We start from the raw sequence: 14,163 nt of genomic DNA on the forward strand, positions 1-14,163 counted from the left end.
TGCTGCAAACCAACATAATGATATTATGCAGATTATAATCTGCAGAAACTAATTATCGCTATCTACTGAAGTTTGCATGCAACTGAAATGATAGTCTCCGTTCTCCGGGACATCTATGGCAATTATGGCGGGAACTGAGTCACGAAGATTTTTACAAAGATATTCGATTGTCGCATTTTCCAGTTCATGCGGGAATATTGTTTTTATGAACTTTGCCCTGTCGATTAAAGGGATATCAAGTCTCTCCCCGATATTCCATGCATAATGTCTTAGCGAGGGGGACTTGATTTGATTATCGGGCTTGGAACGAACCGGTTTATATAGTTCCGCTTGTCCGTATGCCAGAGATTCTATGTTCTCATGGAGAGTTTCAAGATCATCTATGGATAAGAACTGTGACATTTCGTGTGTGGTGTATTCATGTATCGCATGCACAATAGCGGTCTTCTTCTCCATTTCATTGCGCCGCAATTCTTCTATGCGTGCTTCATATTCCTTAAGATATGGACTCTCGATGTGTTTTTCACTGGTTGCATTATCAGTTGGAGGCAATTCTTCCTTGGTATCAGGATTTGCTTCGGAAGGGACAGTTCCTCTTGAGGATAACTCCTTGCAGCCAAAAGAAAGATAGCTTTTGGAGAGTAGAGAACAGAACAGGCGTTGCAGTGCAGCGCATGACATGATGGTTGCTACGGTTCCTAATATGACCGGAGTGGAATAGTCGATCAGGTCAATCTGATAATTGTTGTACAATATTGTTGCCACTGTCGTATAGGCGACACACGTAATCGCAAGAACCTGGCTTGTCTTTTTGATGGATATTCGGTTGTTATCTGCCATAAACTGTTATTGTTTGGAATTATGATAGGACAAAAATAGATGTCCGGTTTCAGACAGTTGTAAATAATGACGGAAAATCAGTCGGGAATTAAGAAAAAATATGGTTAGAGTATGATTTTCAGCGAAAAATCATACTCTAACCGATAAAACAGGCATGAATCAATCAGGTCAGCCCTTTCTTGTCAATGTGATTTTGGTGGTCGCCTCACGCTTGTTGCTGTCGACTACTTTCATATAGCGTTGGGTGGTAGTGATGCTCTTGTGCGCCATGTTGCTTTGGATAGTACGGATATCAGTACCCGCTGCAGCCTGAAGGGTCGCATATGTCCTGCGGTATGAGTGGAAAGTTATGTTTTTGGTAATTCCTGCGGAACGGATCCATTCCTTCATAGGCTGCTGCGTCCAGCTCCGCTTCAGGCCTTTGAACACAAGACCTTTTTTCTCGGGACAGTACCCGATCAGTTCCAAGGCTTCATCGCTTATCGGGATGATGTCCTCGGTCTTGGTCTTCTGGGTGATGGTATGGACGCATTTTCCTCCAGCTGCAAAGTCAACGATTTCCTCCCAGCAAAGGGAAAGTATATCGCTGAGCCGCAAACTGGTCAGGCACGAAAAGAGGGAGGCAGTCTTTAGAACAGGTATCTTGCACGGAGTTTCAGCCAGACAATACAGTTCTTCCACACTCAGGTATTCCTTGGCAACATCTTCCGGTTCGATTTTTTCCAGAAAGTCATTGACATTAGTCTTTATCATCCTGTTGCGATACAGAATCTTCAGGAATCCCCGGAAAGTGGACCAGTAGCCGGAAGCGGAGTTTTTTGATATCTGTCCGTCACGCCGGAGTTGCTTGGCACTAAGCAGGTATTCCCGGAACTTGTTGCACTGGTCCACATCTATTTCTTCGAAAGTACATTTGCCGTGAACGAAGTTGTAGAAGTGCTGATAGACAAATCCCCATTTCTGGTCATGCTTACGGAGCTGCTTCCGGTGATACTCTAGAAAGTCCGCTTTGTACTTGCGCTTGTCGAAGAAATCATACCGCTCATTTACGATGGCTTCAAACCTCCGGCACCGGATTGCTTCGGCCTTTTCAGACATAGCAGCGTTGAAGTCGCATTCACGCTGATTCTTGGGGTTGGCATAGATGTAAATGTTCAATCCTTCATGGCGGATGGTCTTCATTGTTTCCTGATCCCGGTAGCCCGGATAATAATCAAGATAGAACGACAGCATACCTTTCTTCAAAGGGCGCGTCCTCAATGTAACTGTTTTGCATTCTGACATAGTTTCGAATATTTTTAGTTGACATTAAATTTTGCGGCTAAGTTGCACAATGGCTTTATGCAGACCGCATTCAGCATAAAATCATTTTCCGGTCTGTATATCTGTGCGCACAGATGCGTTACCTAGCACCCATGATGTGGTCGAATTCCACCTTCAGAAAGCGCACGAACCTGCCTTTCTTTTCCCGTTTGATTTCGTGGAATTGCAGGATGCCGTAAACAGAATCCCGGGTGAGATTGTATTTCTTCATGGCTTTCTGTACTGTGTAGTATTCAGACGAGTCATCTTCAGCAGTCTGTTTTGACAGGTCGAAGTGAAGTTTGGAGTAGAATATCTGGCCGTGCTCTTTCTTCGAGGGGATGTTGCTGCGATAGACATGCGAGCGGATGGCAACACGTGTCATTCCGTACTTCTTCTCGATTTCTTCGGGAGTGTACCATTCGGTCAGGGCATCATCCGTCCTGTACTTGGCAAATGCCGCATCGATATGCTTCTTGCTGTAGTAGTTGAATTGGCGGACTCTGACTTTAGGAACATCATGTTCTCTGGTATATGTCCATACCCATTTGGTATTTACCTTGTACTTCTCCGCAATTTGTTCGGCTGTATAATATTCGGTTATATCGACATCATCCTTTGGCTTGATGCTTTCGTAAGGTTTGGTTTTCAGCATCAGTTCAATGTCGCCTCTGCGGATGAGTGACATTCTCGAACTTAGCCGGGATGCACGAAGTTTGTCTTCCTTTACCAGCTTATATACATACTGGCGAGAAACCCCCATCAGTTTGGCGGCTTGAGAAAAAGTGAAGTATTCCTGGCTTTCCAGCTTTCTCTTTAACTCAAGCATTTCCTGGATTTCCCTAAGTTCCATTCTGCGCTCCTTCATCCGGTGTTTATAGCCTCTTTTGGAGCATTGCGGGCTGCAATAATTTGTGGTAGTCTTTTTTGCCATGAAAGGCTTGCCGCACCACTGGCAGATTCTTTTTACTTCCATTTTGTTTGTCCTCCATATTTTCGTTAAACATGAACTTTCGTTGTTCGGGTAATTTCAGCCTTTGCGACCAATAATAAAGGCTGCGTTTTTATTTCCCTTTTTGTCTACTCACGTAAACCATTGTCAACACACGTAAACTACTGCGTCATCGTGACATCGGGGCAAATCCTGAAAATGTTTCGCGGTAGAAATACGGTAGAAAAATATGGTGGACAACTATATCTGACTGTTTATAGTTGGATTTTTGGAAAACAAAAAAGCCGCTGGAAATCAGCGGCTTCATTGTAGTTAGTTCTAATTCGTTGCAGTTAATTGCGCTATATCATTTTCCGATTGAGATTGTGTTTGACGTGCTGGTCCTTGTCATAGGAGGCATTATCTCTCTCCGGGCAAAGGACAATTTTCAAAAGCGGTACTGGGGTGCCATATCATTCTGTATCGGTCTGGTTTTTCTTTGGGAGAACGCTGGTTGGCTGACAATCGTATCGGAAACTCCGGCATACCGTTTCTCCGACCTTCTGAATATGGAGAAAATGCTAAAATGATACATCCCGGCAAGTATAGTATGCCTGTTTCCCGTCGCTTCCCTCAGGCCGGGGTATCTGTCCGCATTCAAGGTCCTGTCCTTTATGCTGCTTCCTATTGTAGTCACTACGGTAGGAATCTGTTACAGTGGGTTCAACGGGCATTTCACGCCTGTAACCTCATTGTCCCAGATCCTCTCCAATTTTGGGAATACCGATATCCGGCTGCGTTGCGGTATTTTCTTCATGACGGTCGTGACACCGCTTTTTCCGGCCGTATATCCGGTAATCAGCCCTAAAACCGGCCGCAAGATAAACCGGAGGATGTACCTGTTTTTGGGGTTCATGTTTCTTTTTCTTATCATTTACATCCTTTTCTCATTGAGCGTCAATGAATTCATATTTAACTTGTTCGGTATAACGGCCGTCGTCTTCTCCCTGGTGTTCTCCGTTGAATACCTGCTCGATGAGAATCCTTTCTCGTCCCATGGCGGGAAGTACCGTGCCCGGGAAGAGGCCGCCAATGGACCGCTGCCGACTGAAAATGCGGGGACGCGCCTCCATTACCTTTTTAACCGGATAGAGAAAACGTTGAAAAGGGATAATCTTTTTACCGACAAGGACTACAGCCTGAAGGATCTGGCAAGGGATATGGACGAGAGGGAAGCCATTCTCTCGGAAACGATAAAGGTCGCCGGTTTCACGAATCTCTGTGACCTCCGTCTGGAATATTTCAAACGGCAGGCCGAGAACCGTCCCGGCAAGTATGTGAAGGAACTGATATTCGAATGTGGTTTCACCTCACGTTCTACCTTCTATCGCAATTTCACCAAACGTTTCGGCGAGTCCCCGTCAAGATACATGGAGAAATAAGGCGTCTCCCGTGTGTCATAGGACTTGGAAAATGTCCCATTTCCACCTGAAAATGTCTCATTTCCCAAAAGAAGCGTCCCATTTGCCTAGGCAGGCAAGACCCGTGTTTGAAAAATCAGTCATTGGAAATAATTTTGCCGTGTGAAAATTTAAAAAACATAAACACATGATGAAAAAATTTTTAATGGCCGCCATGTTCTGCATGGCATTGATCTCAGGATCCGCCTAGGAGACGAAATGGGGGGCGGTATCAACATCGGTTACGGCACTGACATGTCCAAGCCGTTCCTCGGTGCAAAAGCGCACTACGACATTACGGACGCTTTCACAGTCGCCGCCAGCTTCAACCACTATTTCAAGGAGACTGTCGACCTTGGGGAATTTGGAGCGATCGGCGTGGAAGGGAAGTTAAAATGTTGGGATATCAACGCGGATTTTCATTGGAACGTCTTCCGTAACGAGATTTTTAAATTTTATCCCCTGGTCGGTCTCACTTATTTGCATCTGAAGGGGTCCACGGACGTTGCCGGGGCGTCCATCAGCAATTCCGATGGGAAATTTGGTGCCAACTTGGGTATTGGCGGCCAACTGAACCTGGGCAGCAATTGGGCTGTCGGTGTGGAAGCCAAATACCAGATCGTTGACGGAGGGCAATTTGTACCGATGGCAAGTGCCATGTACCGGTTTTAAGAATGATACGAATAAGAATATAACAAAAGTTTACGGTTAAAAGATGAAAAAAAGTGTACTGTCCTTGATGACGTTGCTTATGGTAACGTTTTTTATGTCTGTTTCCATGATATCCTGTGATGATGACGATGAAAAAAACGGAGGCCAGACCGCCAAGGAAATGTTGGTCGGCCAATGGGTCCTGATTAAAGACATGACGGACATAAACGGGGAAACCGATACGGAAGAATATCCGGCGGAGGCTCGTGAGGAGATTCTCACGTTCAAGGCGGATGGCAGCTGTTCCTGCCAGTGGCCGTCAGAAAACCAGACAGACAATGGCAAATGGGTACTGAGCGATGACGGAAAAGGACTTACGGTCACGATAGATAGCGAGACTCCCATGAGTATCACTGTCAAGGAATTAAGCTCTTCCAAACTTGTCATATATTACGAGGAGGAATTTGAGGATATGGGAGACATGATCCACCTCAAGAGCGAGATGACATATGCAAGATTGTAATACGGGATATACTTTCTTTAAGCGGGGCTGTCCTACAAAGTTGGGATAGCCCCTAGAAATATATCTACCTTTGTAATATGATTTTTTTAGATTAAGACTTTAGTTAGATAAAGCGACTTTTCCCGTGAGGGTAGGGTCGCTTTTTTTAGTCGGTAGCTGGGCTATCCAGCGTAGGAACATGAGGGATCGGAATACAAATCAAAACTTACTGTCGTTTGACAATATATTTATCCATCATTTTGTCGAAAGCATCCTCAAACTCCTTCCAATTTTCCGGATGGACGAACCCCAGCCATACGGTACCTCCTATATTCCCTCGGTTTCGTACCCACGCCGCATATTCGGTACCTTCCTCATTTTTTGTTTGTATAAGCTCCACACCCCCGAATCCTTCCAGATATTGGAAGAGAGGGCGTTTGTTTCTATCCTTCATAACCGTTCTATTCTATTTTACACAAACTTCATCCACAAATAAAAATGCGGGATTGCCGGGCCACATATGCCAGGCTGGCAATTTCGGTGTAACTCTAGCAATGATCCGTACATAACGGGTTTCCACCACAGAGAAAGAAAGCGTATGCGGGTAAATACCGTCTTTATCTTCCTTGTCTAAAACCGGATAAGAGGCTGAAGCAAGTTTTCGGTACTCTTTTCCATCTTCAGAACACCATACTTCCAGCCCGGTGGCATCCATTACGGCTGCTCCTTTTGAGACGTTGACAGTCAGCGATACCGAAGAGACAGGTGTCGACTTTTGTAGGTCGATGGTCAGATCCATATCTTTCAGGAAGCCGAGCCAGCGGCCGGTGTTATAGTTCTGATTACCCTGTAATCCGTCAGTCAGCGTGCTTACCCCGTTGAAAGTATAGTTCTCATGTGGTGCATTGGCCAGCCAGGAAGGTTTGAAAGTTGCTTTGTTTACATGGATATGTTCCTCAAATACACTACTGGTATCCTCAGTCGTAACAATAACGGCTTTCAGTTTGGTGTCTTCCCGTATTATCAATGGTTCCGTATAGATCAGGGAAGCTGTATCCGGTTGACTTCCGTCTGTCGTATAGTAGATCGGGCGGTTACCGATAGTGGAAAGGGAAATCTCAAGCGCATCTTGCAACGTGTCTGTCCGGAAGTTCTCGGTTATTTGAAAAACATGTTCCGAATAAGTATAATGAGATTTGTCATATACAGTTATCAAACGATACAAACGATCCATAAAAGCGTCGAAATCGTGTTGTTCAGGATCAGCCCAGCCTAATTCGCTTAACGCGGCCAGACGTGGAAGGATTAGGTACTCAGCCCGTTCCGGGGTATCAATTCGCTCCGACCATAGACAGGCCTGTACACCGATGATATGCTTGGCGGCAGCTTCCGATAATGTATCCGGACAGATTTTGAAATCATAGACACGGCGAACCCCCCGGTTACCACCCAGTTCCAATAACTGGCGGCCACTGAAATAAGTGATACCCGCTGGAGTCATAATGACATCATGTTGCATTTCAGCCGCTTTGATACCATTTTCCGTACCTCTCCATGACATGACGGTCGCATTGGGAGCCAACCCTCCTTCCAATATTTCATCCCAGCCGATAATCTGACGTCCTTTGCTGTTGACGAACCTCTCCACTTCTGTCATAAAATAACTCTGGAGTTTGTCTTCCGCTTTATGTTCTTTCGTATCTTTCCATCCGTTATTGTGGATCAATGCCTGGCATTTCGGGCATTGTTGCCAGCGGTCACGTGGACATTCGTCGCCTCCTACATGAATGTAATGGGAAGGGAAAAGCTCAATAATTTCCGATAACACATCTTTCGCAAAACGAAGCGATTGCTCATTGCCGACACATAATACCTCCTTATGGACACCATACGTAGTAGCCACTTCGTAGGGGCCTCCTGTGCATCCTAGATCCGGATAGGCAGCAAGCGCGGAGGTGATGTGTCCCGGCAGATCAATCTCCGGAATAACGGTGATATAACGTTCTGCCGCATATTCGATGATGTCCTTTACTTCCTCCTGCGTATAAAAACCACCGTATGGTTTTCCGTCGAATTTCCCGGGACCGTCATTCAGTAACGACTCTTTCCGTTTGGAGCCAATTTCGGTCAACTTCGGGTATTTTTTAATTTCGATACGCCATCCCTGGTCATCAGTCAGGTGCCAATGGAAGGTATTCAGGTTATGGAGAGCAATAATATCAATGTATTTCTTGATGAAATCAGTCGAGAAGAAATGACGGCCTACGTCGAGATGCATTCCCCGGTAGCGGTATTCCGGCTCGTCTAAAATCTGTACGGCCGGAAAACTTATCTCCTTTTGTCCCGTCACGGGGAGTGATTTTCGAAGTGTCTGTATACCATAAAATATACCGGCTTCCGAACTCCCCGTGATGGTAATGTCTCTCTTGCCGACTTTTAGCCGGTAGCCTTCCGGTGAAGATGCGGCAGTACGATCTAATACGAGGCGAATGCTATTGGAAGAACCCGTATCTGCTGTTACTTCTGTTTCGATGCCTGTCATTTTGCGGATATATCCGGAAAGAAAAACCGCCGTTTGTCTCAGCTTCTTGTTTTCTTCCGGATATCCGATATGGGTGGATGTGCTCAATATAAAAGGGGCCTCTTTAGCTGGAGTGATCGACTTCGGCAGAGGTACTACCTCATAGTTGCATGTCGCGGTGGCTTCTTTTTTATTGCAGGAAAGTATCCCGGCGCAAAGCAGTATTGCTGTTATATAGAATAATAGTTCTCTGTTCATAATTGGATCACGGATTTTTTAATATACACTTACTTCATCCATAAAAAACCAGGCAGGATAACCTACGCCATAATGCCAGTCTGGGCATAATCCGATCCCTTTGACCTCAACTTTGATGTATCTGGCCTTGACAGGGCTATCCGACTCCGCTTTTCCTTCGACAAATTTAACCTGCAGGTCCCGGTCTTCAGCAAATGTAAACGAGCCGAAAGGTTTGTATGTCGTATTGTCCGAGGATATAGAATAGCTGACACTATGAGGCAATAAAACCCAGCCACCTAGTTGGTGGAGGAAATCCGCTTCTATCCGGGTGAAACTTTTCTCTTCGCCCAGGTCTAGAATGAAAGCACCGTCCGTCCCGTTCCATCCTACCCAGCTTTCTACATATGTTGTTCCTCCGAACAGTTCGTCGGTCAGGGCTGTTTCGCCCAATGTTTTATAACGTTCCTGAGGCGGGATGATCCAGGTGAGGGAGGCGCCGGAGGCCTTGCTTTGCTCGTTTTGCGGCAAGAATCGTTTCTTGTACAATTCACAATATTCGCCGGGTGCGTTTTTACGTTCATTCAATGACGTGACGCCGAACTGACGGGTACGCCGGTCGAATAGCCCGAGTAATTCCCTGATCTTCGTTTTATCTGTACCGACCTGTGTACGGGCGATCTCGAGTTCCGAATATTGCAGCGGGAGGCGGGATAATTGTATGCGGCGCAACAGTACGGTATCTCCAGCGACGGCTTCCTCTGCCTGGTCGAACAGTTCGTTGTATGTTTTCAGCAAAACGGGGTTCAACATGCCATTTTTATGGGATATCGGAGAATCGTATATCCATAACGGTTGTCCGCTGGCCAGCAGCGCGCCTTGCATGATCTTCTGGTATTGATACAGGTAAGGGGCGGCCGCTCCGTAATAACCATTCATGAAGGTACGCATCAGGGAGTCGGCGTTCTGGTATGGGTCCCACATTAATTTTCCGATCATGTAAGCCCGCATCTCAGAGAAATCCCCGCCCCGGATACCATTTACCTGCGAAAAGTGCATTGTCACATGATTTTTCTTGAATAGTTGGATATTCTTTTGCAGGATATGGAAGTTGGGGAATGGTGAGACGATATTATCGAAATTGATCCCATAATCCCATACAAATATATTGTCGGATATCTTCGACCATCCTTCCAGCGCTTTTACGAAATCACGGCCGGAGGCATTATCGGTTAACGGAACCTCACGTTTACAATCTATGTCACACAACATGATGTTGACGTTGGATAACGGTTTCACATGCTTGGGCGGCTGCATGGAATACAGATAAGCCAATGTGGAAAATTCTTTATCAGGGAAACGTTCGGCCAGTTTATTCAGGAACCGGATCAGGTTGCCGGAAGGTGAACCTTCGTACTCGTCTACTTCTTTACAAGCCGGACAGGAACAATTCGTATTGTTACCGTCGTTCTGACTGACCGAAATCATTTTCATGTCCGGGTGAGCCTTAAAGATCGAATCTAGCTGGCGTACGGCTGCGTCGAATACTTTAGGGTTGGTCAGACACCACTGGCTGTTGTGTCCCGGACGATGCTCACCGTTGATGAATGAGTAATATTCGGGATGTTCCTTGCCAAACCGGTCGGACGGCAGAATACGGTTGAACGTGTGTACCCACATGTTTTCGATAAACATGTCTTTTGGTTCTTCCAAGCGGAACCATAGCTTATAGACCGGGTCGTCGTTGTTATAGCTGTAAGTTTGGCGATAACGGAATGCCGGTGTTTCTTCCCTGTGGATAGCGGGAAGTGTGATTGTCTGCATCGGAGTCAACGTATAGGCCTCTTTTGCAAAATAGGACACGCCCATGTATTGTTCCAATAAGGAAACTACACCATAGATGGCGCCTTTATCGCCTCCGCTGGATATTTGTAGTTGTTCGTTTGCTGTCGTTTTCAGCAAAAAACCGTCTTCTCCGGCTGAGGCTTGTTTTCCTCCAATCAGAATGTCCCCGCTTCTAGCCTTTGTATCGGCAACGATCGGAAGCGTAGCCTGGCTGATCCGTTTGACAAAGTCTTGCAGCAAGGTGGCTGCTTGCTCGTTTACTTCATTCTTCTCAACTAATACGATTCGTGAAGTGGCTTTACCATCTTTCACAAGGGTTATCTGTGCTGATACCCTGGAGGAAAGCCCAAACAGTAACATCAGCATACCCATGCATTGAATCAATTGTTTCATGGTAATTGTTTTTATTTAATGGTTTGTTTCTAAAGTCATTGGATGATTTATTGTCAGTGTTGTCTTTAACCGGATATCTTTACAAGAGCGCCCGATCATCAGACGGAATTCACCCGGTTCGATCACGCAGTTCAACTCTTTATCCAGCATGGACAGGTCTTTCTCGTTTACAGTGAAGTGCAACTCTTTTGTTTCTCTCGGTGCCAATGATACAGGCTGGAAATGGATCAGCCGCATAATTGGTTGGGTTACGGAAGCGACCTGGTCGCACAAATAGAGTTGTACGACTTCATTGGCTGCGTATTTTCCCCGTATTTTTCACCGAAAAAGTAACATGGAAAGCTGTGCCATGTACTGCTTTCGTCACTTTTAGTCCAGAATAATCAAATTCGGAATAGCTCAATCCGTGACCGAAAGGAAAAAGCGGTTCACCGGTCAGGTTGAGGTAATCGTCGCTCCGCCCGGTCGGTTTATGACTGTAATTGAGTGGTAGCTGGGCTTCGTGGATCGGGTAAGTGATCGGCAGTTTGCCTGAGGGGTTATAATCGCCGAATAAAACATCGGCAACCGCATTGCCCCCTTCCACTCCCGGATACCAGACATTCAGTACGGCCGGAACTTGATCCTGCCATTCAGACATGACCACGGCACTTCCACCGATCAAAACAACAACAGTGGTTTTTCCTGTTGCTGCGACTCTACGGATTAACTCTTCCTGTCGGCCAGGCAATGCCAGATAGCCTCTGTCACGGAATTCTCCCTCTTCAATACCCACGACAACGATGGTGATCTCGGATTCACGGGCAGCTTGTACGGCTTGTTCGATGGACTGGTCTTCATTTTTTGTATCCACGTCCCAAACAAACCGGATACGTGCGTTTTTTGTATTCTCATAAAACCTGATACGAATGTCATATTCTTTTCCTTTTTCAAAGGTAAAAGGAACTAATGTGTGACCGAAAGAGGTTTTATATGGTTTGTCTACTAGCACTTTTCCATCAACGGTCAGCTGGTAACCGTCATTTCCCTCCAGCCCGAGCCGATATGTTCTGGAGACAGGAGATTTTAATTTCCCGTTCCATTCGACAGAAAACCAATCGACAGCCAGGCAAGAATCCGGGGCAAACAATGTCCATGAGAATTGTATGCGTTTGTCAATCCGTTTCAAATCGGGGACTCCTTCATAGGAGATATTATTGAAATAGCGCCCTTCCAGTCCCGACAGTCCGTCTGATGTGGATAAATAATCGGTTGGGACGGTCAGATATTCCGGATTGATTCGTTTACATCCCTCTTCGTAACGGATGATAGCTCGATCGCCCAGTTTATTTTTCAATCCATCAAGAATGCTGACTTTGTCAACGCCCGGTCCGCTGTACCCTCCTAAACGGGCTTGAGCGGCATCTTGTCCGATAAGGGCGATACGTTTTACTTGTTTGGATAACGGCAAAACCCGATTTTCATTTTTCAATAACACGATTGATCTGCGAGCTGCTTCGAGAGCCAGTTTCCGGTGTGCGGAGCAGGCATTCCACTTCTCCGCCTCATTTTCGTCAATGTAGGGATGCTCGAACAGACCTAGGCGGAATTTCGCTTTTAATACTTGTCCTACAGCCCTGTCCAGCGCTTCTTCCTTAACTAAACCATCTAGGCAAGCCTGTAAGAATGGTCGGTGTTCATCGTATGTTGTCTGGAAGATGACATCCAGACCTCCATTGATTGCATCAGCTCCTGCTTCCGAGAAGTTATTGACGGTGTGATGCAACTTGTGGATGATACCGACAGCATCTGCATCCGCAATCGTAAATCCGTCGAATCCCCATTCGTTCCGGAGTTTGTCGATCAATAACCAGGGATTGGCTGTACAAGGAGTTCCGTCTAACATATTATATGCAGTCATTACAGACTGCGACTGTCCTTTTTGGAAGCAAGCCTTGAAAGGAACCAGATGCGTCTCTTCCAAAAATCGTTCCGTGAAATGGATCGGATTACTGTCTCGCCCTCCATCTCCGGAATTGGCGGCAAAGTGTTTAGGGGTGGTTATCACTCCCATTTCTTCAAAACTTCTTACAAAGTTGACACCCATGCATGCCGAAAGATATGGATCTTCTCCATAGGTCTCTTCCGTACGTCCCCAACGCACATCTGTTGCGAGATTAACCACGGGCGATAGTATTTGTCGGATACCACGTGTTTTCGTTTCCATGGCGATAGCATGGGAGACTTGGCGTACTAAGGCCGTATCGAATGTGGCGGCCAATGCGATGGATTGGGGGAACGCCGTGGCACCACCACGAATCAATCCGTGTAAAGCCTCGTCGAATGCAATAATCGGTATGCCCAGTCGGGTTTCTTCTACGAAGTAACGTTGGATCTCATTGATTTTTTTAGCCATCTCTTTTGCTGTTAATTTCGGGTTGTATTGCAGCAATTGTTTGAGTTCCGGATTACTGGTTCCTATGGTTGAAACCTGGAATCCGAAGATACCGTGGGAAAAGCGGTCTTTCCCTTTATCCAGATCACCAGGCATCATATATGTTTGCCAGAACTTCTCTTCGATCGTCATTCTCCCTAATAAATCCTTCACTCGTTCGTCAACCGGAAGTGCCGGATTCTTGTAAGGAGGTATTTCCTTGACCGAAGTGAAAGAACAAAGGATAATAATTGGAAATAATAGTAAATTAGTAGGTTTCATGACATTAATTATACTTATTGTACCGAGTACATATTGTTTATCGCATGCAAAATTCAAAAAAATCAGGTATAAAAGCAAACGATCAAGAGAGAAATATATTAATAAACAGGGTATGACTGTTATGTTCGATTGTTTCGCTATCTTTTTGACAAGCACTTTTAACAAATGAATCATAATAGTTTGTTAAATAATTAGAAGTCATTTTGAAATGAATAAAATAACCTTATATTTCAATATAAAAATAATAAGTATCAGCAAACTAAAAAATATGATGGTTAGAGTTTACAGTATCAATCAAGTTACCAATGGAGAATAGCACCAATGGTTATTGAATAACTTGAATATAAGTTCCTGCGCCTCGTTAAGATCCTTACAGACAGAGAGTGCCAAGGAGCGCTTGGGATTGGGTTGCGGACAAATTCGGTTGGGTTGTTGAAGCCGTACTCTGGCTAAATGAGCGCCCAAACGAATTCCTTGTCTTACCTAAGAGATGGATTGTTGAAAGATCGCTCTCTTGTTGAGGAACTCCAGAAGATTAATTATTGATTATAAATATCTGTGTGAGATGGCTGAAGTTATGTATCAACTAGCTTTCATACAGATTATGCTTAAAAATATTTCTAAGGATTTCAATCTTAAATCAGACACAAGAGTATGGTAAATAGCGATCTGTGCCAAATAAATCGGCCTTATTTTTGGTAGAGAGATTGCCTTTCGTTTAGAGCGGGACCATGCATACTTGAGGTTGTTTTGGTCTCTGGATGAAACTTGTCCCAGCGGAACTAA

General features: G+C 45.3%; 13 protein-coding genes. 4 read left to right on the plus strand and 9 right to left on the minus strand.

Translation table 11 applies throughout. The features are described from left to right. Positions 1 to 48: 48 nt before the first annotated feature. The 3 genes from HMPREF0999_RS00630 to HMPREF0999_RS00640 form a co-directional block, all read right to left on the minus strand. Positions 49 to 840 carry a transposase gene (locus HMPREF0999_RS00630; protein ID WP_009274891.1) on the minus strand — a complete coding sequence of 264 codons (792 nt, stop codon included), beginning with the start codon at positions 838 to 840 and terminating at the stop codon, positions 49 to 51. A gap of 168 nt (positions 841 to 1,008) precedes the next feature. Continuing rightward, on the minus strand, positions 1,009 to 2,124 hold the full coding sequence (locus HMPREF0999_RS00635) for a tyrosine-type recombinase/integrase (protein WP_009274892.1): 1,116 nt from the start codon (positions 2,122 to 2,124) through the stop codon (positions 1,009 to 1,011). Positions 2,125 to 2,242: 118 nt separating this feature from the next. Beyond that, complete coding sequence (locus HMPREF0999_RS00640) at positions 2,243 to 3,118, minus strand: helix-turn-helix transcriptional regulator (protein ID WP_009274893.1); 876 nt, start codon at positions 3,116 to 3,118, stop codon at positions 2,243 to 2,245. Positions 3,119 to 3,354: 236 nt separating this feature from the next. Here HMPREF0999_RS00640 and HMPREF0999_RS00645 point away from each other — a divergent pair, with 236 nt between their 5' ends. The 4 genes from HMPREF0999_RS00645 (at position 3,355) to HMPREF0999_RS00660 (ending at position 5,707) form a co-directional block, all read left to right on the plus strand. Further along, positions 3,355 to 3,663, plus strand: a complete 309-nt coding sequence (locus HMPREF0999_RS00645; protein ID WP_010184983.1) for a hypothetical protein — start codon at positions 3,355 to 3,357, stop codon at positions 3,661 to 3,663. A gap of 84 nt (positions 3,664 to 3,747) precedes the next feature. Next, entirely contained in the window at positions 3,748 to 4,515 is a 768-nt protein-coding gene (locus HMPREF0999_RS00650; RefSeq protein ID WP_009274894.1) for a helix-turn-helix domain-containing protein, read from the plus strand. Between the two features lie 237 nt (positions 4,516 to 4,752). Continuing rightward, positions 4,753 to 5,205, plus strand: a complete 453-nt coding sequence (locus tag HMPREF0999_RS00655) for an outer membrane beta-barrel protein (RefSeq protein WP_009274895.1) — start codon at positions 4,753 to 4,755, stop codon at positions 5,203 to 5,205. A gap of 43 nt (positions 5,206 to 5,248) precedes the next feature. Further along, on the plus strand, positions 5,249 to 5,707 hold the full coding sequence (locus HMPREF0999_RS00660) for a lipocalin family protein (protein ID WP_009274896.1): 459 nt from the start codon (positions 5,249 to 5,251) through the stop codon (positions 5,705 to 5,707). A 205-nt stretch (positions 5,708 to 5,912) separates the two neighbouring features. Here the strand turns inward: HMPREF0999_RS00660 and HMPREF0999_RS00665 are convergent, their stop codons facing one another. From HMPREF0999_RS00665 to HMPREF0999_RS22830, 6 genes are all read right to left on the minus strand, one after another. Beyond that, positions 5,913 to 6,140: a hypothetical protein gene (locus HMPREF0999_RS00665; protein ID WP_008781188.1), complete on the minus strand. Its 228-nt coding sequence runs from the start codon at positions 6,138 to 6,140 to the stop codon at positions 5,913 to 5,915. Positions 6,141 to 6,152: 12 nt separating this feature from the next. Then, positions 6,153 to 8,465: a family 20 glycosylhydrolase gene (locus HMPREF0999_RS00670; protein ID WP_009274897.1), complete on the minus strand. Its 2,313-nt coding sequence runs from the start codon at positions 8,463 to 8,465 to the stop codon at positions 6,153 to 6,155. Positions 8,466 to 8,483: 18 nt separating this feature from the next. Beyond that, entirely contained in the window at positions 8,484 to 10,682 is a 2,199-nt protein-coding gene (locus HMPREF0999_RS00675; RefSeq protein ID WP_009274898.1) for a DUF4838 domain-containing protein, read from the minus strand. Between the two features lie 15 nt (positions 10,683 to 10,697). Further along, a complete protein-coding gene (locus HMPREF0999_RS22580; RefSeq protein ID WP_009274899.1) occupies positions 10,698 to 10,919 on the minus strand; it encodes a fibronectin type III-like domain-contianing protein in 222 nt (73 codons plus the stop codon). Positions 10,920 to 10,971: 52 nt separating this feature from the next. Continuing rightward, positions 10,972 to 13,377, minus strand: coding sequence for a glycoside hydrolase family 3 protein (locus tag HMPREF0999_RS00680; RefSeq protein ID WP_198286128.1), 2,406 nt, complete (start codon positions 13,375 to 13,377; stop codon positions 10,972 to 10,974). A 582-nt stretch (positions 13,378 to 13,959) separates the two neighbouring features. Beyond that, a partial coding sequence (locus HMPREF0999_RS22830) for a hypothetical protein (protein WP_232306293.1) occupies positions 13,960 to 14,163 on the minus strand: 204 nt, incomplete at its 5' end.

The organism is Parabacteroides sp. D25 (assembly GCF_000307475.1).
GTDB lineage: Bacteria > Bacteroidota > Bacteroidia > Bacteroidales > Tannerellaceae > Parabacteroides > Parabacteroides distasonis.